The organism is Paraprevotella xylaniphila YIT 11841 (assembly GCF_900683745.1).
Taxonomy (GTDB): Bacteria; Bacteroidota; Bacteroidia; order Bacteroidales; family Bacteroidaceae; genus Paraprevotella; species Paraprevotella xylaniphila.
The window spans coordinates 577,373-600,617 of sequence record NZ_LR215980.1 but is presented as its reverse complement, the minus strand read 5'-3'; the positions used below and the strand labels follow the sequence as shown (position 1 = coordinate 600,617).

Genomic DNA, 23,245 nt, shown 5'->3' with positions numbered 1-23,245 from the left:
TAAGAGGATGTGTAAAAGGCACATCCTCTTTTTTTCGCTTTAACCACCTCTTTCCATATAAAAAGCTTATATTTGTATGTTACTAACCAAAAGAGGAAAGTCCCATGAAAGAAAAAGAAATCATCAGCAAAGTCCGAATATACGACTACGAGGAACTAACGGATGCGGACCGAGAGTTAATAGACAAAGCCAAAAATGCCACACAAACTAGCTATGCACCTTTTTCAAAATTCTGTGTAGGAGCTGCGGCCCGGTTGTCCGATGGCACCATAGTCACAGGAAGCAACCAAGAAAACGCCGCCTTCCCATCAAGCCTGTGCGCGGAACGTACCGCACTATTCTACGCCAACGCACGCTACCCGGAGAAAAGCGTGGAAGAACTGGCCATTGCGGCATACGCCCACGGGACTTTCCTGAAATCCCCCATCCCTCCTTGCGGAGCTTGCCGGCAAGTCATCCTTGGAGTGGAAGAACGGTACGGTCGCCCCATACGCATCCTGCTGTTCGGAGAAGAGGGCACTTACGTGGTCGACTCCATCAAAGCCCTGCTCCCGTTGCAGTTTACGGGAGAAACCATGAACGAATAAAATATTTTTCGTACCTTTGCGCCGTATTACAAACCAAGACATATATAATAAGGTATATAGAGTATGATTAGCGTATCGAATCTTGCCATCCAGTTCGGGAAAAGAGTCCTGTACAAGGATGTAAACATGAAGTTCACCAATGGAAACATTTACGGGGTCATCGGGGCTAACGGAGCCGGAAAGTCCACGTTGCTGAAAGCCATCTCCGGAGAATTGGAACCGACAAAAGGCAGCGTGGAACTAGGACCGGGCGAAAGGCTCTCCGTACTTAGCCAGGACCACTTCCAATATGACGAATGTACCGTACTGAACACCGTGCTGATGGGACACACCATATTGTGGGACATCATGCAACAACGCGATGCGCTTTATTCCAAAGCTGATTTTTCGGACGAAGACGGCATCAAAGTGGCCGAACTGGAAGAAAAGTTCGCGGAAATGGGCGGATACAATGCCGAAAGCGATGCTGCGGCCTTGTTGAGCGGACTGGGTATCAAAGAAGACAAGCATTACGCACTGATGGGCGAACTGAGCGGTAAGGAAAAGGTACGTGTCATGTTGGCAAAAGCCCTCTTCGGCGAACCGGACAACCTGCTGTTGGACGAGCCGACCAACGACCTCGACCTCGACACGGTGCAATGGCTTGAATCCTATCTTTCCGATTTCGAACATACGGTATTGGTTGTAAGCCACGACCGCCATTTTCTGGATGCAGTTTGTACACATACAGTGGATATTGATTTCGGCAAAGTAACGATGTTTGCAGGCAATTATAGTTTCTGGTACGAATCCAGTCAGTTAGCTCTGCGGCAAGCTCAAAACCAAAAAGCCAAGGCCGAAGAAAAGAAACGGGAATTGGAAGAATTCATCCGGCGTTTTTCAGCCAACGTAGCTAAAAGCAAGCAGACCACCAGTCGGAAAAAGATGTTGGAAAAACTAAATGTAGAGGAAATCCGCCCCTCTACCCGCAAATACCCGGGCATCATTTTCCAGATGGAACGCGAGCCAGGCAACCAAATCCTTGAGGTGAAAGGGTTACGCGCCACGACGGATGACGGAACCGTGCTTTTCAACGACGTGAACTTTACCGTAGAGAAAGGAGATAAAATTGTCTTTCTGAGCCGTGACCCTCGTGCCATGACAGCTTTTTTTGAAATCATCAACGGTAACCGTAAAGCACAAGGAGGCGACTACAAGTGGGGAGTAACCATCACTACGGCATATTTGCCTCTCGACAACACCCGCTTCTTCGAAAGCGACTTGAACCTTGTGGATTGGCTGAGCCAGTTCGGTGAAGGCAACGAAGTTTATTTCAAGAGCTTCCTCGGAAGAATGCTGTTCTCGGGAGAGGAGGTCCTGAAGAAAGTCAACGTGCTTTCAGGAGGAGAGAAGATGCGCTGCATGATAGCCCGCATGCAGCTGAAAAACGCCAACTGCCTCGTTTTGGACACTCCGACAAACCATCTGGATTTGGAGAGCATCCAGGCTTTCAACAACAACCTGAAACTGTTCAAAGGCAACATCTTGTTCTCCAGCCATGACCACGAGTTCATCGAAACCGTAGCCAACCGCATCATCGAGCTCACCCCCAACGGCATTATCGACAAGATGATGGAATACGACGAGTACATTGCCAGCGACCACATCAAGGAGCTTAAAACAAGAATGTACGGGGATTAAAAATATTTTTGAGAAACAAAAGCCGAATGGCAAACTATTTGTAGGGTATTTAGCGACTAAATACCCTTTTAAAATATTGCATCATGGAAAAAAATAAAGATATGAACGAAGAAGAGCTGAAAGCCCAACAAGAGGAAACTTTGGATAATGTAGCAACCACACAACAAGACGAAGGCGACAAAACTGAAGAACAACCTGCAAAGGAAATGTCTGTGGAAGATAAATTGGCTGCTGCAGAAACCAAAGTGGCAGAACTGCAAGACAAATACCTGCGTCAGGTTGCCGAATTTGACAATTACCGCAAACGTACCATCAAAGAAAAAGCTGAATTGATTTTAAACGGGGCGGAAAAAACAATTACGGCCATACTGCCTGTATTGGACGACATGGAACGTGCATTGAAGAATATGGACAAGATGGAAGACGTGGCTGCCGTAAAAGAAGGGGTTGACCTGATATTCCAAAAATTCGTAAAAGTCTTAGGCGAACAAGGGGTCAAGAAAATAGAGACCGAAAATGCCGATTTCAACACGGATTTGCATGAGGCTATCGCCCAAGTACCGGCTCCTTCGGATGAAATGAAAGGTAAAATCATCGACTGTGTCAAAACAGGCTATACTTTAAATGAAAAGGTGATTCGCCACTCTCAAGTGGCCGTAGGACTTTAAACCTCAATAAAATATGGCGAAACGTGACTATTATGAAGTGCTAGGCGTTTCAAAAAACGCCTCGGACGACGAGATAAAAAGGGCTTATAAGAAAATGGCTATCAAATATCATCCCGATCGTAATCCGGATGATAAGGAAGCCGAAGCTAAATTTAAAGAAGCTGCAGAAGCATACGACGTGCTCCGCGACCCGCAAAAACGTGCCCGTTACGACCAGTTCGGGCCAGAAGGCGTAAATGGTGCCGGCGGATTTGGCGGTGGTGGTATGAACATGGATGATATCTTCTCTATGTTTGGTGACATATTCGGAGGCCATGGCGGATTTGGTGGCTTCGGTGGAGGCGGCAGAACCCGGAAACCCCAATACAGAGGAGGGGATCTTCGCCTCAAAGTAAGAATGACGCTCCAGGAAATATCCACAGGAGTAACCAAAAAATTCAAGGTCAAAAAGAAAGTGGCCTGCCCTCATTGCCACGGAAGCGGAGCCGAGGGTAGCGGCGCGACCGAGACATGCCCGACATGCCATGGTAACGGCTTTGTCGTGAAAACCCAACAAAGCATTTTCGGCATGATGCAAACACAAGCTGTTTGCCCTACATGTGGAGGAGAAGGAACTATTATAAAGAATAAATGCAAAGAATGTGGAGGGGAAGGCATCGTCAACGGCGAAGAAGTCATTGAAGTGAAAATTCCCGCAGGCGTAGGAGACGGCATGGTCGTCACCGTCACGGGAAAAGGCCATGCAGCCCGACGTAACGGAGTCCCGGGAGACATTCAGGTCTATATCGAAGAAGAGCCGCACAAGGAACTCTTGCGGGAAGACAATAATCTGATATACAATTTGCTTTTGGATGTCCCCACTGCGGCATTGGGCGGCGATGCGGAAATCCCTACCATCGACGGAAAGGTAAAAATCAAAATAGAACCGGGCACACAACCGGGCAAGGTGGTACGCTTGAGAGGCAAGGGGTTACCTGCCGTACAAGGTTACGGATACGGCACAGGAGACCTTATCGTAAATATCAGTGTGTATATTCCGGAAGCTTTGAGCAAAGACGAAAAGAAGACGTTGGAAGAGATGAAGAAGAGTGATAACTTCGCTCCGAATCCATCCATTAAAGAAAAGATATTCAGAAAGTTCAAAAGCTATTTTGAATAAAAGCTATAAATAAGGAGATGACGTATAAAGAAGCCACGACATATTTGTTTAACAGTGTACCCATGTTCCAAAATGTAGGAGGAACTGCTTACAAAGAAGGTCTAAGCAACACCTTGTTGCTAGATGAGCATTTTGGTCATCCCCACCGTAAATTCAAAACCATCCACGTGGGGGGCACTAACGGCAAGGGGTCGTGCAGCCATACATTGGCAGCCATACTCCAAACCGCAGGTTACAAAGTGGGGCTTTATACGTCACCTCACCTGACCGATTTCAGAGAGCGCATACGGGTAAACGGACAAATGATACCGGAATGCGAAGTGGTTTCTTTTGTCGAAGACGAACGCTCTTTCTTCGAACCTCTGCACCCTTCTTTCTTTGAATTGACAACGGCTTTGGCTTTTAAATATTTTGCAAAAGCCGAAGTGGATGTCGCCGTTATCGAAGTGGGCATGGGAGGACGCTTGGATTGCACCAACATCATAACTCCGGATTTGTCCGTCATTACCAATATCAGCTTTGACCATGTACAATTTTTGGGAAACACCCTTGCGAAAATTGCCGGGGAGAAAGCAGGAATCATCAAGCCCGGAGTTCCAGTGGTCATCGGAGAGACTACCGAGGAAACGAAAAAGGTTTTCAAGGATAAATCATTGGAGATGAATGCACCAATAAGATTTGCAGAAGAAGAGCATGAAATCATCTCCTCCCGTCCGGAAGGCAATACACGTGTTTACGAGACTCTTCATTACGGAAGTTTTATAGGCGAACTGGGAGGACTCTGCCAAGAAAAGAACACGGCAACCATACTTGCAGCTATTGACGAACTACGAAAAACCGGTTATATTATCGCGCAAGAACACATTGAACTCGGCTTCGGACACGTCTGCAAACTTACCGGTTTACGAGGTCGTTGGCAGCAACTCGGAACGCACCCCACTGTAATCTGTGACACTGGACATAATACAGGGGGGATAAGTTATATCGCCGAACAACTGGAATGCGTCCAAGCCGATAAACTCCACATTATAATAGGTATGGTGAATGACAAAGATATTCATTCTGTCCTACAACAACTTCCCAAATGTGCCATCTATTATTTCACAAAAGCAAGCGTCAAACGGGCACTTAACGAACACACACTCCAAACACTCGCCCAAGAAGCCGGATTAAGGGGAACTTCCTGGCCCGACGTACGGTCTGCCTTTCAGGCGGCACGGCAATCTTCTACGGAAAAGGATTTGATTTTCGTAGGAGGCAGCACGTTCGTTGTTGCCGACTTTTTAGCCTTTTATCACCCCGAACAAGCATAATCTGCAAATCTTCTCATTTCTGCATCATCTTTTTCCCCGAAATCTTTTGCAATAAGAAAGTTTTTTTCTTATTTTGCATAACGATAATTTAACTTTAAATCATTAGTCTGATGAGTTTAAAAAATATTAGTGGTCTTAAAAGAGAAGATTTTCAAGCAGAAGTTCAGGGCAAACAAACAGATTTGTTTATCCTGAGAAACAATAAGGGTTGTGAAGTAGCCATTACAAACTACGGAGGAGCATTGGTTGCCATCATGGTTCCTGACCGCGACGGAAAAATGGCAAATGTCATTCAAGGGCATGACAACATCCAGGAGGTTATCAGTAGCCCGGAGCCATTCCTCAGTACGCTGATAGGCCGTTATGGTAATCGTATCTGTAAGGGTAAATTCACGTTAGAAGGGAAAGAGTATTCATTGACGGTTAATAACGGGCCGAATAGCCTTCACGGCGGTCCGACCGGATGCCATGCCCGGGTTTGGGATGCCCGACAGGCGGACGAGCGTACCTTACTTTTACATTATACATTCGCAGATAATGAAGAAGGCTTTCCTGGAAAATTAGACATGGATGTCACTTATTCGTTCACCAACGACAATGAATTGATCATCGAATACAAAGGGACAACCGACAAAACAACCATCGTCAATATGACTAATCACGGGTTCTTCAGTTTGGCCGGTATTGCCAACCCCACTCCAACTATTGAAAAACTGCAATGTCAGATTAATGCTGATTATTTCATTCCTATTGACAACACCTCTATTCCTACGGGAGAAATCAAACCTGTAAAAGGCACTCCTTTTGATTTTACGACCTCGCGTGAAATCGGCGAACGCATAGATGCCGATGACGAACAGACGCAGAATGGCGCCGGTTACGACCATTGCTTCGTCCTCAACAAGAGAGAAGTAGGCGAACTGAGTTTTGCAGCTAAAATATACGAGCCTGTTTCCGGCCGTACAATGGAAGTTTATACCACCGAACCTGGAGTTCAAGTATACACGGATAATTGGGCTGACGGATACAAGGGACAATTGGGAGCAACATTCCCGCGTCGAAGCGCAATTTGCTTTGAAGCCCAACATTTCCCCGATTCTCCCAATCGCCCCTACTTTCCGTCTGTAGTTCTAAAACAGGGAGAAACTTATACCCAAACCACAATCTATAAATTCGGTACTGAAAAATAAGTGAAACTATAATAGAAAAACAAATCTTAAAAAAACAAATTATCAAATGACTCAAAAAACGCAACCGAACTACACGTTCGCCCTCACGGTGGTCATTATCGTTTGCTTCCTTATCGGTTTCGTAACGACAATGAACAATTCTATGATTGGATTCTGCAAGACCGTATTCAACCTGACAGAAGCACAGGGACAACTCGTTAATTCCGCATTTTATGGAGCTTATGCCTTGTCAATTCCCTTTGCTCTTATGATGAACAAGATTGGTTATAAGATGACATTGGTTCTTGGTTTGGCCGTTGTCGGATTGGGATTCGTAATCAATTACTTTGGTATCTCAACGAATTTGGATGCCGCCCAGACGACCATCTATAATATTTTCTTGGCTAGCATGTGTTGTGTGGCATTGGGTATCGTCATGTTGCAACTCGTTGCGAATCCGTACGTCATGGTGTTAGGCGCACCCGAGAAAGGGGCATTCCGCATGACGTTAAGCCAGGCCCTAAATTCTGTAGCCACGACATTGGCTCCGATGTTTATTACCTACTTTATTATTGCAGGCAAATCGGAAGATCAATTAAGCGGAAATGACGTGACCGTTCCGTTCTTGGGATTGGGTATTTTTACTTTCCTGCTTTGCATCATTCTTTACTTCTTGAAACTTCCGGAAATCAAAGAAGAAGAGCAAGCTGCCGACAATGGTGACACACGAGAATACAAATCGAGCGTGTTCAAGTACCCCCACGTATGGTTTGGTGCTTTTGCCATCTTTATGTATATGGGATTGGAAATCGGTATTCCCTCCATGTTGTCTGCTTATTTCGACAGCAAGCCTGATTTGGGCGGCAAAGCCGAAGATTTCCTGCCCTTGTACTGGGGTGGTATGATGGTTGGACGTTTCATCGGTGCCGGTGTGTTAAGCAAATACCAACCACGCCATTTGTTGACGGTTTGCCTTCTCGGAGGTGCGGCATGCGTCGGCATTTCATTCGTTCTTCCGGGGATGGCGGCCGTATACGCCATGTTGGCAGCCGGCTTGTTCCACTCTGTAATGTGGCCGCTCATCTTCAACCTCGGTTTGCAGGAATTGGGACCACATACAAAAGCAGCTAGCGGTATCATTAACATGGGTGTAATAGGTGCGGCCACACTGCCGTTGTTGATGGGTGTCGTAGTGGACCATACAGGTGTAGGAATGGCAATCTGCATGATGTTTATCTACTACCTCTATGTTATTTGGTTCTGTTGGAAAGGTTCTAAGGTAGGACTTAAAGGATAAGAAAAATCTCTTTTTATTAACCTCATAAAATAAATGGATTATGAAATTGACAATAGATGATGTAAGAAGCCGTTTCATTGAACATTTTGATGGAACAACCGGTTCTGTATATGCTTCTCCGGGTCGTATCAACCTCATCGGTGAACACACTGATTATAATGACGGATTTGTATTCCCCGGTGCTGTTCAACAAGGTATGATAGCTGAAATAAAAGTAAACGGGACAAGAAATGTACGTGCCTACTCTATCGACTTGAAAGATTACGTGGAGTTTTCTTTAGACGATGAAAAGGGACCAAAAGCAAGTTGGGCTCGCTACATTTTCGGCGTGTGCCGGGAAATGATGGCATTGGGTGTTCCTGTGGAAGGTTTTAACACAGCATTCGCTGGTGATGTTCCTCTCGGCGCAGGAATGTCTTCTTCTGCTGCATTGGAAAGCGTATATGCTTTTGCACTCAACGATATGTTCGGCGAAAACAAAATAGACAAAATGACATTGGCTAAAGTAGGACAGGCTACAGAACATAAATATTTGGGATGCAATTGCGGTATCATGGACCAATTCGCTTCTGTTCACGGTAAAGCAGGTAGTTTGATGCGTTTGGATTGCCGTAGCGGTGAGTTTGAATACTTCCCGTTCGACCCGAAAGGCTATAAATTGGTATTGGTAAACTCTTGCGTAAAGCACGAACTTGTAGGTTCCCCCTATAATGACCGCCGCAGAAGTTGCGAAAACGTAGCTGCCACCATCAACAAGCATCACCCAGAGGTAAAAAGTTTACGCGATGCAGACTATGCCATGTTGGACGAAGTGAAGAACGAAGTATCAGCTGAAGATTTCATGCGAGCTAAATATGTCATTGGCGAGAAAGAACGTGTCTTGGCTGTTTGTGACGCTTTGGAGAAAGGCGACTACGAAACCGTAGGACAGAAAATGTACGAAACCCATTACGGCCTGAGCAAAGAATACGAAGTTTCCTGCCCGGAATTGGACTTTCTGAATGATATAGCAAAAGAAGAAGGGGTAACTGGTTCTCGTATTATGGGAGGAGGGTTCGGAGGTTGTACTATCAACCTTGTAAGTGATGAACTTTATGACAACTTCGTAAAAGTAGCCAAATCGAAATTCAAAGAAAAATTCGGCAAAGAACCGGTCATTATTGATGTAGTCATCGGAGACGGATCCAGAAAACTCTGCTAAAAACAAAATCTTAGCATCTTATTTATGTAGAAAAAGGGAATCATTATAATGTAGTGGTTCCCTTTTTATTAACGCAACCCACAACTGAATAAAATGGTGTCTTATCTATCTTATTTTTCTACAGTTGTACGGTTTTTAATAAACTATAACATAGAAAAAAGAATAAAAAGAAGTGTAAGGCATACACCTTATGCCCAAAAACATCTATATTTGCAATAGAAATACGAGATAAAGTCGTAACTTTACATTCAATTTAAATCTTTTAATTCATTCACCATGAAAAAAGAAAGAAATGCAATCTTAGGTGTAGGACTTATCACAGTTCTTTTGGCTTCATGCAGCCAACAACCTCAAAGTAATTTAACCGTTTCAGGACTTGATCCGCAGAATTTCGTAGCCGACGTAAAAGGCAAACCGACAAGTTTGTACACTCTTAAAAATTCCAATGGAATGGAAGTTTGTATCACAAACTTTGGCGGGCGGATCGTATCTATTATGGTACCAGACAAAAATGATTCTTTACGCGATGTCGTGTTAGGTTTCGACAGTATAGCCGATTACATTAACAAGCCCAGTGATTTCGGGGCCGCAATAGGTCGCTATGCCAATCGAATAAACAAAGGCAGAATCGTTATTGATGGGGATTCTATTCAATTGCCCACCAATAATTTTGGCCATTGTCTGCATGGAGGGCCTCAAGGATGGCAATATCAAGTGTATGAGGGAAAGCAATTGAACGATACGACACTGGCTATGACGATGTATTCTCCTGACGGAGACCAAAACTTCCCAGGAGCTGTAACTGCAACGGTGACCTATACCCTAAGCGGTGATAATGCCTTGGACATTAAATACGATGCAACCACAGATAAGAAGACCGTCATCAATATGACCAACCATTCTTATTTCAACTTATCAGGCAATCCGTCTCAACTAGCTACCGATCATATTTTATATATCAATGCGGACAACTATACTCCTGTAGACAGTACATATATGACTACGGGCGAAATCGTTACGGTAAAAGAAACTCCAATGGATTTTACTACTCCGAAAGCCGTAGGACAGGATATAGACAAATTTGATTTTATCCAACTGAAAAACGGCAACGGTTATGACCATAATTGGGTATTGAACACCCAAGGAGATATCAACCAATTAGCAGCAAAACTAACTTCGCCGACAAGCGGCATCTCATTAGAAGTTTATACGAATGAACCAGGCATTCAAGTCTACAGCGGAAACTTCTTGGATGGTACATTAAGCGGAAAGAAAGGAATCGTATACAACCAGCGTGCTTCCGTTTGCCTCGAAACCCAGCACTACCCCGATAGCCCGAATAAACCGGAATGGCCTTCGGTAATATTGGAGCCGGGACAGGCTTATCACAGCGAATGTATTTTCAAATTCACCGTGGAGAAATAATCATCATTAACTATATCATCAAACAAAAACAAAGACATGAATTGGAATTCAAATGAATTTATATGGCTTGACTGGTTGGTTCTCGCCATCGGAGTCATAGCGATTGTATGGGCTGTCTACCGTTCCATCAAAAAAGACAAAGAGAAAATGCAAGGGGCCGACAGCCAAGATTACCTTTTCGGAAAGGGCGAACCTTGGTACATCATCGGTGCGGCTATTTTTGCAGCCAATATAGGTTCCGAACACCTTGTCGGTCTGGCCGGCACAGGAGCCAAAGACGGTGTAGGCATGGCCCATTGGGAAATGCAAGGATGGATGATTCTGATATTAGGTTGGTTGTTCGTTCCATTCTATCAATTGTTGAATAACAAAATGGGCAAGATTATCACGATGCCGGACTTCCTGAAATTCCGCTATACCCAACGTACAGGTTCGTGGCTGTCCATCATCACACTGATTGCCTACGTGTTGACCAAAGTCTCCGTCACTGCGTTTACCGGTGGTATCTTCTTTGAGTACCTCCTCGGCCTTCCGTTCTGGTACGGTGCCATTGGCCTTATCGCAATCACTGCCGTATTCACGGTATTTGGCGGAATGAAAGGAGTAATGACTTTATCCGCCATCCAGACGCCGATTCTCATTATCGGTTCTTTCTTGGTTCTGTTCCTCGGTTTGAACATGTTGGGTGACGGTAGCATCACTGAAGGATGGTCTCAAATGATGGCCGTATGCAATGCAGCCCATGATGGGTTCGGAACAACCCACATGTTCCACACCGATCCCGCTGACCCCATGTATCCGCAATTCCCCGGTTATGTGGTCTTCCTCGGTGCGTCAATCATCGGTTTTTGGTATTGGTGTACAGACCAGCATATTGTACAACGTGTACTCGGACAAACCAAAGGTGAAGATAACGGCAAAGTCATGGCACGTGCGCGCCGTGGTACAATTGCGGCCGGTTATTTCAAACTCCTTCCGGTTTTCATGTTCCTCATTCCCGGCATGGTGGCTTTTGCACTTTCCCAAAAAGCCGGCAGTGGTATTGTCATGGATATCACTAACACCCATGACACCGATGGTGCTTTTGCCATGATGGTAAAAAACATTCTCCCGGCTGGAATTAAAGGTATTGTGACTATCGGTTTTATCTGTGCACTCGTAGCTTCCTTGGCCGCATTCTTCAATAGCTGTGCCACTTTGTTTACAGAGGATTTCTACAAGCCTATGAAAAAAGGAAAGAGTGAAAGTCATTATGTATTGGTAGGACGTGTGGCTACAGTTGTGGTCGTATTGCTCGGATTGGCATGGATGCCCATCATGATGAACATGGGTAACTTATACTCATACCTTCAAGATATCCAATCCTTGATTGCCCCAGCCATGGTTGCCGTATTCACCCTTGGTATATTCTCCAAGAGAATCACTCCGAAAGCGGGTGAATGGGGTCTGATTGGCGGTTTCCTGATTGGTATGGTACGTTTGCTCACCAACGTCATTACCGACTCTGGAAAAGCTGTCATGGACGGCGCATTTTGGGAATATACCAGTTGGTTCTGGCAGACCAATTGGCTCATCTTCGAGGTCTGGCTGCTCGTATTCATCATCATTCTGATGTACATTGTATCAATGTTCACAGCGAAACCATCTGCCGAGCAGATTGCTGCAATCACCTTTACAGGCAATTATAAGAAGACCATCCGTGAAAGTTGGAACGTTTGGGATGTCATAGCCTCTTTAGGTGTCATCATACTCTGTGCCTTATTCTATGCATATTTCTGGTAACACAAATATAGATAATGACCACCTATTATAATATAAACCCTCGATTCTACGTTTCCGTAGATTGCATCATATTCGGCTTTGACAAGGGCAGTTTAAAACTGCTCTTGCTCAAGCGGAATTTCGAACCGGCAAAGGGTAGTTGGTCCTTAATGGGTGGATTCGTGCAAGACGGAGAAAGCGTAGACGATGCAGCCAAAAGAGTCTTGGCAGAACTGACAGGACTTGAAAACGTATATATGGAACAGGTCGGAACTTTTGGAGAAGTAGACCGTGACCCGGGAGAAAGAGTAATATCCGTGGCATATTATGCATTAATCAACATCAATGAATATGACCGGAATCTGGTACAGCAGCATAATGCGCATTGGGCGGAAATCAACGAAATTCCACCACTAGTTTTCGACCATTCCCAAATGGTAAATCAAGCCAGAATCATGTTGCAAAAGAAAGCCTCTTCCGAACCTATCGGTTTCAACCTTTTGCCAAGTATGTTCACTCTGTTCCAATTGCAAAGTTTGTACGAAGCTATCTATGGGGAGCCTTTTGATAAACGGAATTTCCGCAAACGGGTTGCAGACTTGAACTATATCGAAAAAACAGATAAAATTGATAAAACAGGGTCGAAACGGGGAGCTGCTTTATATAAGTTCAACGAAAACGCTTACCGTAAAGCCCCTAAATTTAAATTATGAACTATGTTAGAAGAACTCAAAGAAAAGGTATATCAAGCCAATCTTGATTTAGTAAAACAAGGTTTGGTTATCTTCACATGGGGAAATGTATCAGGCATCGACCGTGAAAAGGGACTCGTAGTCATCAAACCGAGCGGCGTGGACTACGATACAATGAAGGCCTCGGACATGGTTGTGGTAGATTTGGAAAGCGGCAAGGTGGTAGAAGGAGAATTGAATCCTTCATCCGACACACCGACACATCTTGTCCTCTACAAAGCTTTCCCGAACATTCAAGGAGTAGTCCACACCCACTCCACTTATGCTACCGCATGGGCTCAGGCCGGCAAAGACATTCCTAATATCGGGACGACACATGCCGACTATTTCCACGAAGCTATCCCCTGCACCTCCGACATGACAAAGGCAGAAGTAGAAGGACAATACGAATTGGAAACCGGCAATGTTATCGTTAAACGGTTTGAAGGAATCAACCCCGACCACACACCAGGTGTATTGGTAAAGAATCACGGTCCGTTCAGTTGGGGTACGAGTCCGGCCAATGCCGTTTACAATGCCAAGGTGATGGAGCAGTGTGCCAAAATGGCTTTCGTATCCTTTATGGTAAACCCCGAAACCACAATGAATCCACTGCTCATCGAGAAGCATTATAACCGTAAACACGGACCGAACGCCTACTACGGACAGAAAAAGAAATAAACAAAGTATATTAACTAACAAATCTCTAACAATTTAAAATTTTTATCATGAACGCATTTGATCAATATGAAGTATGGTTTGTTACGGGAGCACAGCTTCTGTACGGTGGTGACGCAGTAGTGGCAGTCGACGGTCACTCCACTCAAATGGTTAACGGTTTGAATGCCTCCGGCAAACTTCCCGTTAAAGTAGTCTATAAAGGAACGGCCAATTCTTCCAAAGAAGTGGAAGCCGTATTCAAAGCAGCCAACAATGACGAGAAGTGCATTGGCGTAATCACCTGGATGCACACATTCTCACCGGCTAAGATGTGGATACACGGTTTGCAGCAGTTAAAGAAACCGTTGCTCCATCTCCACACGCAGTTCAACAAAGAGATACCTTGGGATACCATGGATATGGACTTTATGAACCTGAACCAATCTGCCCACGGTGACCGCGAATTCGGGCATATCTGTACCCGTATGCGTATCCGCCGTAAAGTAGTCGTAGGTTATTGGCAAGACGAGGATACCCAACACAAGATTGCCGTATGGATGCGTGTTTGTGCCGCATGGGCTGATGCACAAGACATGTTGATTATCCGTTTCGGCGACCAGATGAACAATGTAGCCGTAACAGACGGGGATAAAGTCGAGGCAGAACAACGCATGGGCTATCATGTAGACTACTGTCCGGTTAGCGAACTGATGCAATACCATGCTGAAGTAAAAGATGCCGATGTGGAAGCTTTAGTGAAAACCTATTTTAATGAATACGATCACGATGCCACATTGGAAGACAAGACCACTGAAGCTTATCAAAAGGTGTGGAACTCAGCTAAGGCTGAACTCGCACTGCGTGCCATCCTGAAAGCCAAAGGAGCCAAAGGTTTCACAACAAACTTCGATGACTTGGGACAAACAGACGGCAGTCATTTCGACCAGATTCCCGGCTTGGCTTCACAACGTTTGATGGCCGATGGTTATGGTTTCGGTGCCGAAGGCGACTGGAAATCTGCCGCCCTCTACCGTACGGTATGGGTAATGAACCAAGGTCTACCTACAGGTTGCTCATTCTTGGAAGACTACACATTGAATTTCGATGGGGAAAACAGTTCCATCCTGCAAGCTCACATGTTGGAAGTTTGCCCGCTCATCGCAGCAAAGAAACCGCGTCTGGAAGTACATTTCCTTGGTATCGGTATCCGTAAGAGCCAGACAGCCCGTTTGGTCTTCACTTCAAAAGTAGGCAAAGGCTGCACTGCCACGGTCGTTGATTTGGGCAACCGTTTCCGCCTCATTGTAAACGACGTAGAATGTATCGAACCGAAACCTCTGCCCAAACTTCCTGTAGCTTCCGCATTGTGGAAACCCATGCCGAACTTCGAAATCGGTGCAGGTGCCTGGATTTTGGCCGGTGGTACACACCATTCTTGCTTCTCATACGACTTGACAGCCGAATATTGGGAAGACTATGCCGAAATTTCCGGTATCGAAATGGTACACATCAACAAAGACACGACTATCAGCGAGTTCAAGAAGGAGCTCCGCATGAACGAAGTGTATTATATGCTGAACAAAGCACTTTGCTAATAGCATACCGGCAAAGGATTTAAAATTAAAAGTGCTCGGCGAGCAATCGTTTGCAGCACTTTTAATTTATTCATTTATTATTGTTATACTTTAATTTATAGGGTTAAATATGAAAACAGATGCTAAGTCAACCATCGAAAGCGGAAAAGCTATCTTGGGGATAGAATTCGGTTCTACGCGAATCAAGGCGGTCCTGATCGACCCTGAGAACCACCCCATCGCCCAAGGAAGTCATACTTGGGAAAACCAGTTGGTAGATGGCCTTTGGACATACAGTATAGAAGAAATATGGTATGGACTGCAAGATTGTTATGCCGATCTCCGTGCCAATGTAAAAAAGCAATATGACACAGAGATTGAGACCTTGGCAGCCATTGGTGTCAGCGCTATGATGCACGGCTACATGGCATTTGATAAGAATGAAGAGATTCTGGTTCCTTTCCGTACTTGGAGAAACACCAACACCGGACAAGCCGCTGCAGCTCTATCCGAGCTTTTTGTCTACAACATCCCTCTCAGATGGAGCATCTCTCATTTATATCAGGCCATACTGAACAACGAAAAACATGTCAACGAGATAGATTTCCTGACTACACTTGCAGGTTACGTACACTGGCAACTTACGGGTGAAAAGGTATTGGGTATTGGCGATGCATCCGGCATGCTTCCCATCGACCCGGCCACCAAGAACTATTCGGCTGAAATGGTAGCCAAATTCGACAAACTGGTTGCCCCCAAAGGATATTCATGGAAACTGGAAGACATTCTTCCAAAAGTATTGAATGCCGGAGAAAATGCAGGTTGCCTTACTCCTGAAGGGGTCAAAAGACTGGACGTATCCGGCAATTTGAAAGCAGGCATACCGCTTTGTCCCCCAGAGGGTGACGCGGGAACCGGTATGGTGGCCACTAATGCCGTCAAACAACGTACCGGAAATGTTTCGGCCGGAACTTCTTCGTTCTCCATGATCGTATTGGAAAAGGAATTGTCCAAACCTTACGAGATGATAGACATGGTCACCACGCCGGACGGAAGCCTCGTCGCCATGGTACACTGCAACAACTGTACTTCCGACCTCAACGCATGGGTCAACCTTTTCAAGGAGTTCCAAGAACTTCAGGGCCAGCCCGTCGATATGGACGACATATACGGCAAGCTTTACAACCACGCACTTACTGGTCATGCGGATTGCGGAGGACTCGTATCATACAATTATTTCTCCGGAGAACCCGTCACTGGACTTGCCGAAGGCAGACCTTTGTTCGTGCGTTCAGCCAATGACAAGTTCAATCTGGCCAACTTCATGAGAGCACATTTGTATGCTTCTGTCGGTGTTCTTAAAATAGGTAACGATATTCTTTTCAACGAAGAAAAAATCAGAGTGGACCGGATTACCGGCCACGGGGGCTTGTTCCGTACCAAGGGAGTAGGCCAACGGGTTTTGGCAGCAGCCATAAATTCTCCGATATCTGTCATGGAAACAGCCGGAGAAGGCGGTGCATGGGGTATCGCCCTATTGGGTTCCTACCTTGTAAACAACGAAAAGAAACAATCACTGGCTGACTTCTTGGACGAACATGTCTTTGCCGGTGATGCAGGCATAGAGGTTTCACCCACAGCAGAGGACGTGGAAGGCTTCAACAAATATATTGAAAACTATAAGGCCGGACTGCCCATTGAAGAAGCAGCCGTCCGGTTCAAAAGATAAATATTCGGAAGAAAACCATTATCTTTGTCCTTATAAAATACAAAAGACAGGCTTTAAGACTGTTTAAGTATGGATTCAATTTAAAATTTAGTGAATATGAATAGCAAACAAGTAATGAACCACGCAGCCGACAACATCCGTATCTTGGCTGCGTCCATGGTTGAAAAAGCCAAATCCGGTCACCCGGGCGGTGCAATGGGTGGTGCCGATTTCATCAATGTATTGTACTCTGAATTTTTGCAATACGACCCGGCTAATCCGAAATGGGAAGGACGAGACCGTTTCTTCCTCGACCCCGGCCACATGGCTCCCATGCTCTATTCCCAGTTGGCGCTTATCGGTAAGTTCACATTGGACGAGCTGAAACAGTTGCGCCAGTGGGGCTCCCCCACCCCGGGCCATCCCGAAGTAGACGTAATGCGTGGCATCGAAAACACTTCCGGCCCGTTGGGACAGGGGCACGTGTTTGCCGTAGGTGCCGCCATCGCTGCCAAGTTCTTGGCCGCACGTACCGGCAATCCGACTTTTGCCAAAGAGACCATCTACGCATATATTTCCGACGGGGGCATCCAGGAAGAAATCTCCCAAGGTGCCGGACGTATTGCAGGCTGCCTCGGCCTGGACAACCTGATCATGTTCTACGACTCCAACGACATCCAACTTTCTACCGAGACCAAGGATGTAACAACCGAGGACACAGCCATGAAATACCGTGCATGGAACTGGAACGTCATTGAAATCAACGGTAATGACTGCGAACAGATTCGCGAGGCGTTAAACGCTGCAAAAGCAGAAAACCAACGTCCTACATTGATTATCGGTAAGTGTATCATGGGCAAGGGTGCCCGTAAGGATGACAACTCTTCCTACGAACATAACTGCAAGACGCACGGTGCCCCTCTCGGTGGAGACGCTTATAAGAACACCATGGTGAACCTCGGTGCAGACCCGGAAAATCCGTTCGTGATTTTCGACGACGTGAAGGAACTTTATGCCAAACGTGCCGAAGAACTGAAAGGTATCGTAGCCGCTCGCGTGGAAGAAGAAAAAGCATGGGCTTCTGCCAATCCCGAAAAGGCCGCACAACAGGCCGAATGGTTCAGCGGAGCAGCACCCAAGGTGGACTGGACTGCCATCAAACAGAAAGCAGGTGACGCCACCCGTAACGCCTCTGCTGCCGTACTGGGCGCATTGGCAGAACAAGTGCCCAACATGATTTGCGCTTCAGCCGACCTTTCCAATTCCGATAAGACCGACGGCTTCCTGAAGAAGACCCACGCTTTCACCTCCGGTGATTTCAGCGGTGCGTTCTTCCAAGCCGGCGTAGCCGAGTTGACCATGGCTTGCTGCTGCATCGGTATGATGCTCCACGGCGGTGTCATCGCTGCGTGCGGTACGTTCTTCGTATTCTCCGATTACATGAAACCGGCCGTACGTATGGCAGCCTTGATGCAGGTACCAGTGAAGTTCATTTGGACACACGACGCATTCCGTGTAGGCGAAGACGGCCCGACCCATGAACCGGTTGAACAAGAGGCGCAAATCCGCCTGATGGAAAAGCTGAAGAACCATCATGGCCAGAATTCTTTGCTCGTGCTCCGTCCTGCTGACGCAGAAGAGACTACAGCATGTTGGAAACTCGCCATGGAGAATACCGACACGCCGTCCGCGCTTATCCTTTCCCGCCAAAACATTGAGATGTTGCCGGAAGGAAATGATTACAGCCAAGCCGCCAAGGGTGCTTATATCGTAGCCGGTTCCGATGAGAATCCGGATGTCATCCTCGTGGCTTCCGGTTCCGAAGTATCTACGCTCGTGGCGGGTGCAGCCTTGTTACGGGCAGACGGTGTGAAAGTACGCATCGTGAGCTGCCCCTCAGAAGGCTTGTTCCGCAGCCAGTGCCCGTGCTATCAGGAAGAGATTCTGCCTGCCGGTGCCAAGATATTCGGCCTCACCGCCGGTCTGCCCGTCAACCTCCAAGGTCTGGTAGGTGCCAACGGCAAGGTGTTCGGCCTGGAAAGCTTCGGTTTCTCGGCTCCCTACAAGGTGCTCGATGAGAAACTTGGCTTCACGGCACTGAACGTGTACAACCAAGTCAAAGAAATGCTCTGATGATGGAAGTGAAGACTGTCGGTCTGGCCTCAGACCACGCAGGGTATGCACTCAAGCAATTCGTGAAGGAATACCTGGCCGAAAAAGGCTATGCCTACAAGGACTTTGGTACGGATTCCGAAGCCAGTTGCGACTACGCCGATTATGCCCATCCTTTGGCACGAGCCGTAGAAGACGGCGAATGCTATCCGGGCATAGCTATATGCGGCAGTGGCGAAGGTATCAGCATGACGCTGAACAAGCACCAAGGCATACGCGCAGGCTTGAGTTGGATTCCGGAAATCGCCCATTTGTGCCGTCAGCACAACGATGCCAATGTGTTGGTCATGCCGGGACGTTTCATCGATACGGAAATGGCACGCAAAATCATGGACGAATTCTTCGCCACGGATTTCGAGGGCGGTCGTCATCAAAAACGGATAGACAAAATGCCGGTAAAATAATCCGCGTCTTTCCTTTTTTCATATCATACAGCCGCAATCCTTCATAAAGGATTGCGGCTGTATTTCTAATATGGGGGATTTACTCGGGAAAATCCCTGTTCTATCTTTCTTAATCACCGGAAAATCATTACATTTGCACATAAGCTTGAACCAAGGGGTTTGCAAGATAAAATCCAAAAAGAATACATCATGAAAAAAATTCTACTTTGGCTGAATGCCATCTTCATTCTGTGCTCATCCACCTCGGCACAAAACCCAACTGATGTACCGGGCATAGACACCCTAGCCTCCCATGTAAAACTTTTCGGAGAAACCCTGCCACAAGAGAAAGTGTACCTGCACATAGACAATACTTGCTATTTCGTGGGCGACACCATTTGGTACAAAGGTTACGTAACCCGCAGCGACAAAGGAACCCTCACGGATTTGAGCCGTATCCTATACGTGGAGTTACTCACGCCGGACGGTTATCTGGTGGAACGCCAGCAACTGGAAATGCCGGACGGCACGGCACACGGTGCTTTCCTGCTTACCGATTCCCTGTACGCCGGGTATTACGAACTACGCGCCTATACACGTTGGATGCTGAACTTCGGCCGTTATGAACATCCTCACTCCCCCTACACAGAAGAGATGTTTTACAACAAACAGATGGCAAAAGATTACTTCCGCGACTACGACAAGCTCTACTCACGTGTGTTTCCCGTATTCGATCGTCCGTCCTCTCCCGGCACTTACCCAAAAGACATGACGCTTCGCCCTCTGCGACGATACTTCCGCACACGGAAAGGGAAACCGGACATGGACTTGAAATTCTATCCGGAAGGGGGCACACTCGTGGCCGGACTACCCGGACACGTGGCCTTCGAACTGAACGATGAGAACGGACAGCATGTCGATGCAGAACTCACAATATACGATTGTCATGAGCAGATTGTTGCACGTACGCATACCGTCCATCGCGGACGCGGCACGTTCTACATCCCCCAAGTCTCAGCCGAAGAAAGATACAAAGCCGTATTCCGATACGGGAAATATGAATATGAAGTGGAATTACCAGAAGTTGAGGATACAGGATGCACGTTGCGCATCACACAAAATGACAGCCTGGTCCATACCCGGATAGAAAGTCATGGACTGTCCGACGAGAAAATCGGCTTACAAATCCTACACGGTGGAGCCACACAGGCTTTCTTGGCCTTAGGGCTGGACAGTCAAGGAAAAGCCTCAGCAGATATTCCGGCCGACAGCTTGGCTGAAGGAGTGAACCAAATGACCCTCTTCGACGGACGTGGACACATCTTGGCCGAACGCCTTTTCTTCGTCAACCACCATACCCCTTCACGTACATTACTGACCGTAGACGGAGTAAAAAGAGAATATGCACCGTTCGAGCCTATAGAAATACGTCTGAAACTCCATGCCTCCCTACCTGACTCTGCCCGGTTGTCCATTTCCGTACGTGACCACAGTACGGATGAATCAACCTATGACAACGGCACAATACTTACCGAAATGCTGCTTTGCAGTGACCTGAAAGGCTTCGTGGAGGACCCGGGATATTATTTCGAAGCAGACGACAGTATACACCGCCGCAATCTCGACCTGCTCATGCTCGTACAGGGATGGCGGCGCTACGAATGGCACGAGATGGCAGGCGTGGAACCGTTCCGCCTGTCTTTCTATCCCGAACGGATGCAAACCCTGACAGGCAGCGTGCATCCCACCTACTCACTCTTGCCAGAAGCCGACTATGGCGATACTATCTACATCCCGGGGATGGGAAAAGAGCTTCCCCTCTACACTACGGCCGGCACGCCGTTTTCGTTGGACGACCTTTACGGCACGACTTACAGCGGCAAGATGAAAAAGGAAGTGACCGTGACAGCCACTTTCGCCCAAGGCACTGACATCGTGGAAGCCTCACAGGACACCAAAGGAGGGCGTTTCACCATGCTCTCCCCCATCCTGCACGGTGATTGCAGCCTCTTCCTGACGGCTACGGACTCCACCAAATTCAGCAAGCGGAAGGAGAAACGGAATTACAAGGAGTTCCACGACGAAGAAGCCTACCCGGACTATTACGTGAAGCAAGACCGCTTCTATCCCGTCTTCCCCAAGCCATACAGCTATTATCATGATGCCGTATTCGAAAACATGGAAAACACGTCACTTCTGCCGGACAGTCTGGTTTCGGGCACGCACCTTATGTCTGCCGTGACCGTACGCAACAAGCGCGGCGGTTTGCGCAAACTCAACCTGAAGAAACCCACGCTCGTGGTGGATGCCTACGAGGCGTTCAACCTGGCAGCAGATTACGGACTGAACTCTGGCATGTATGACTGGCGCACTTTTACCAAACAAGTCTGCACAGCCTACATCGGCGACATGAACCAGTCCCGCCATTACTTCATACAGGAACGTTACGACAGCCTGCCGCTCAACCACAAGGACAAGACATTACCTGTGGGAGTGGCCATCACCAACCAAACGGAAGCCGTACGCCGCAAATACCACAAGCTCTACAATCTGGACAAACTTTACATCTACACCGACTATTCCCCCCGCGAGGAAAACAGTTGGAAGTACAGCGGTACAGACCAACCCGACGTGGTGGTAGACTACCGCCTTTTCCCGGGTGAAGCACGACAATACACCTTCCGTGACCGCCGTTACCTCGTGAGAGGCTACTCCGTGTGCAAGGACTTCTATCACCCGGACTATAGCCGGCGTCCCCTGCCTGGCACTGCAGACTATCGCCGCACGCTGTATTGGAATCCCGAAGTGAAGTTCAATGCACAAGGAGAGGCACAGCTACGTTTTTACAATAACAACAAAAGAACCACCTTATCCATAGAGGCGGAAGGAATAACCCGAACAGGACTTCCTGTAACCACAACTCTTTCCCTTTCATCCAAATAGACCATTTCTGTCTCATATAAGAACACTTCCGCCCTAAAATTAAGTCCTACCTTTGTAGGACATTCATATTTTTTACACAGATAAAAATACAACAATGGGAAAAGAATCAGCAGAAAGAATTCAAACTTCCCTTCTCAGCAAAGCCGAGAAGAAAGCACTGGTATGGTTAGCCCAAAAACAACCCGGATGGATGACTTCGGACACATTGACTTATATCGGCGTATTGGGTACAGTAATTTATGCCATAGGGGGATGGCTGTCGAATACAGACATCAAATATTTGTGGCTTTCATCGTTCGGGTTGGTACTTCATTGGTACGGCGACAGTCTGGACGGCACACTGGCACGTTTCCGTAATACCCAACGGCCGGTATACGGTTTCTTCATCGACCATACATTGGATGCCGTCACCACCTGCCTCATCTTTCTTGGTGCCGGACTTTCTCCAATGTTCCGCATGGATGTGGCATTGGCTGCCTTGGCAGGCTATTTGAGCCTTTCCATTTACACTTACGTATGTACTATCGTCAAGGAAGAATTCTGCCTGACGTACGGCAAACTCGGTCCTACAGAATTCCGTTTGCTGCTTATCCTTTTAAACATACTCTACATGTACACGTCATGGTCCGAATGGCATGTCGACTGGCGGGGCATCGAATGGGGAATATTCGACATTTTGGGCATCCTCATTACTATTATCCTTTTCTGTATCTTCTTGGTACAGTTCATGAAAGACCGTGCCGCATTTGCCAAACAAGACCCACTCAAGCCCTACAGCAAACAAAAATAAGAAGGACTACTGAAAATAACATAC

At 46.8% G+C, this 23,245-nt stretch carries 18 protein-coding genes; all 18 read left to right on the top strand.

From position 1 onward, the window contains the following. Positions 1-104 precede the first annotated feature (104 nt). The 18 genes from E0E47_RS02410 to E0E47_RS02325 all read left to right on the top strand — a co-directional run bounded on the left by E0E47_RS02410 (position 105) and on the right by E0E47_RS02325 (position 23,221). Entirely contained in the window at positions 105-587 is a 483-nt protein-coding gene (locus tag E0E47_RS02410) for a cytidine deaminase (protein WP_130892774.1), read from the top strand. 63 nt (positions 588-650) lie between these two features. Then, on the top strand, positions 651-2,267 hold the full coding sequence (locus E0E47_RS02405) for an ABC-F family ATP-binding cassette domain-containing protein (protein ID WP_008624038.1): 1,617 nt from the start codon (positions 651-653) through the stop codon (positions 2,265-2,267). 83 nt (positions 2,268-2,350) lie between these two features. After that, complete coding sequence (locus E0E47_RS02400; protein WP_008624041.1) at positions 2,351-2,935, top strand: nucleotide exchange factor GrpE; 585 nt, start codon at positions 2,351-2,353, stop codon at positions 2,933-2,935. Between the two features lie 13 nt (positions 2,936-2,948). Continuing rightward, positions 2,949-4,094, top strand: a complete 1,146-nt coding sequence (gene dnaJ, locus E0E47_RS02395; RefSeq protein WP_130892773.1) for a molecular chaperone DnaJ — start codon at positions 2,949-2,951, stop codon at positions 4,092-4,094. A 17-nt stretch (positions 4,095-4,111) separates the two neighbouring features. Further along, complete coding sequence (locus E0E47_RS02390; protein WP_130892772.1) at positions 4,112-5,407, top strand: bifunctional folylpolyglutamate synthase/dihydrofolate synthase; 1,296 nt, start codon at positions 4,112-4,114, stop codon at positions 5,405-5,407. A 110-nt stretch (positions 5,408-5,517) separates the two neighbouring features. After that, positions 5,518-6,597, top strand: coding sequence for an aldose epimerase family protein (locus E0E47_RS02385; protein WP_130892771.1), 1,080 nt, complete (start codon positions 5,518-5,520; stop codon positions 6,595-6,597). A 46-nt stretch (positions 6,598-6,643) separates the two neighbouring features. Then, positions 6,644-7,873 carry a glucose/galactose MFS transporter gene (gene gluP / locus E0E47_RS02380; RefSeq protein WP_008624051.1) on the top strand — a complete coding sequence of 410 codons (1,230 nt, stop codon included), beginning with the start codon at positions 6,644-6,646 and terminating at the stop codon, positions 7,871-7,873. A 46-nt stretch (positions 7,874-7,919) separates the two neighbouring features. Beyond that, positions 7,920-9,074 carry a galactokinase gene (galK, locus tag E0E47_RS02375; protein WP_172604745.1) on the top strand — a complete coding sequence of 385 codons (1,155 nt, stop codon included), beginning with the start codon at positions 7,920-7,922 and terminating at the stop codon, positions 9,072-9,074. A 276-nt stretch (positions 9,075-9,350) separates the two neighbouring features. Beyond that, complete coding sequence (locus E0E47_RS02370) at positions 9,351-10,499, top strand: aldose epimerase family protein (protein ID WP_130892769.1); 1,149 nt, start codon at positions 9,351-9,353, stop codon at positions 10,497-10,499. A 36-nt stretch (positions 10,500-10,535) separates the two neighbouring features. Further along, positions 10,536-12,281, top strand: a complete 1,746-nt coding sequence (locus tag E0E47_RS02365; protein ID WP_008624059.1) for a sodium:solute symporter — start codon at positions 10,536-10,538, stop codon at positions 12,279-12,281. 14 nt (positions 12,282-12,295) lie between these two features. Next, the gene (locus E0E47_RS02360; protein ID WP_008624061.1) at positions 12,296-12,973 is read left to right on the top strand and encodes an NUDIX hydrolase; all 678 of its coding nucleotides are present in this window, start codon (positions 12,296-12,298) and stop codon (positions 12,971-12,973) included. Between the two features lie 3 nt (positions 12,974-12,976). Then, the gene (locus tag E0E47_RS02355) at positions 12,977-13,672 is read left to right on the top strand and encodes an L-ribulose-5-phosphate 4-epimerase (protein WP_008624062.1); all 696 of its coding nucleotides are present in this window, start codon (positions 12,977-12,979) and stop codon (positions 13,670-13,672) included. A gap of 47 nt (positions 13,673-13,719) precedes the next feature. After that, positions 13,720-15,246 (top strand): L-arabinose isomerase, encoded by a 1,527-nt coding sequence (gene araA / locus E0E47_RS02350; protein ID WP_130892768.1) that lies wholly within the window; start codon positions 13,720-13,722, stop codon positions 15,244-15,246. 109 nt (positions 15,247-15,355) lie between these two features. After that, complete coding sequence (locus tag E0E47_RS02345) at positions 15,356-16,954, top strand: xylulokinase (RefSeq protein WP_130892767.1); 1,599 nt, start codon at positions 15,356-15,358, stop codon at positions 16,952-16,954. Positions 16,955-17,050: 96 nt separating this feature from the next. Further along, positions 17,051-19,066: a transketolase family protein gene (locus E0E47_RS02340; protein ID WP_008624065.1), complete on the top strand. Its 2,016-nt coding sequence runs from the start codon at positions 17,051-17,053 to the stop codon at positions 19,064-19,066. An 8-nt stretch (positions 19,067-19,074) separates the two neighbouring features. Then, complete coding sequence (gene rpiB, locus E0E47_RS02335; protein ID WP_172604744.1) at positions 19,075-19,509, top strand: ribose 5-phosphate isomerase B; 435 nt, start codon at positions 19,075-19,077, stop codon at positions 19,507-19,509. Between the two features lie 189 nt (positions 19,510-19,698). Then, a complete protein-coding gene (locus tag E0E47_RS02330; protein ID WP_232038303.1) occupies positions 19,699-22,431 on the top strand; it encodes a hypothetical protein in 2,733 nt (910 codons plus the stop codon). A 94-nt stretch (positions 22,432-22,525) separates the two neighbouring features. Continuing rightward, the gene (locus E0E47_RS02325) at positions 22,526-23,221 is read left to right on the top strand and encodes a CDP-alcohol phosphatidyltransferase family protein (protein WP_130892764.1); all 696 of its coding nucleotides are present in this window, start codon (positions 22,526-22,528) and stop codon (positions 23,219-23,221) included. Positions 23,222-23,245: the final 24 nt, after the last annotated feature.

Coding starts and splice junctions, on each gene's coding strand:
- E0E47_RS02410 (WP_130892774.1), top strand. CDS start 105: ATGAAAGAAAAAGAAATCATCAGCAAAGTCCGAATATACGACTACGAG.
- E0E47_RS02405 (WP_008624038.1), top strand. CDS start 651: ATGATTAGCGTATCGAATCTTGCCATCCAGTTCGGGAAAAGAGTCCTG.
- E0E47_RS02400 (WP_008624041.1), top strand. CDS start 2,351: ATGGAAAAAAATAAAGATATGAACGAAGAAGAGCTGAAAGCCCAACAA.
- dnaJ (WP_130892773.1), top strand. CDS start 2,949: ATGGCGAAACGTGACTATTATGAAGTGCTAGGCGTTTCAAAAAACGCC.
- E0E47_RS02390 (WP_130892772.1), top strand. CDS start 4,112: ATGACGTATAAAGAAGCCACGACATATTTGTTTAACAGTGTACCCATG.
- E0E47_RS02385 (WP_130892771.1), top strand. CDS start 5,518: ATGAGTTTAAAAAATATTAGTGGTCTTAAAAGAGAAGATTTTCAAGCA.
- gluP (WP_008624051.1), top strand. CDS start 6,644: ATGACTCAAAAAACGCAACCGAACTACACGTTCGCCCTCACGGTGGTC.
- E0E47_RS02370 (WP_130892769.1), top strand. CDS start 9,351: ATGAAAAAAGAAAGAAATGCAATCTTAGGTGTAGGACTTATCACAGTT.
- E0E47_RS02365 (WP_008624059.1), top strand. CDS start 10,536: ATGAATTGGAATTCAAATGAATTTATATGGCTTGACTGGTTGGTTCTC.
- E0E47_RS02360 (WP_008624061.1), top strand. CDS start 12,296: ATGACCACCTATTATAATATAAACCCTCGATTCTACGTTTCCGTAGAT.
- E0E47_RS02355 (WP_008624062.1), top strand. CDS start 12,977: ATGTTAGAAGAACTCAAAGAAAAGGTATATCAAGCCAATCTTGATTTA.
- araA (WP_130892768.1), top strand. CDS start 13,720: ATGAACGCATTTGATCAATATGAAGTATGGTTTGTTACGGGAGCACAG.
- E0E47_RS02345 (WP_130892767.1), top strand. CDS start 15,356: ATGAAAACAGATGCTAAGTCAACCATCGAAAGCGGAAAAGCTATCTTG.
- E0E47_RS02340 (WP_008624065.1), top strand. CDS start 17,051: ATGAATAGCAAACAAGTAATGAACCACGCAGCCGACAACATCCGTATC.
- E0E47_RS02330 (WP_232038303.1), top strand. CDS start 19,699: ATGAAAAAAATTCTACTTTGGCTGAATGCCATCTTCATTCTGTGCTCA.
- E0E47_RS02325 (WP_130892764.1), top strand. CDS start 22,526: ATGGGAAAAGAATCAGCAGAAAGAATTCAAACTTCCCTTCTCAGCAAA.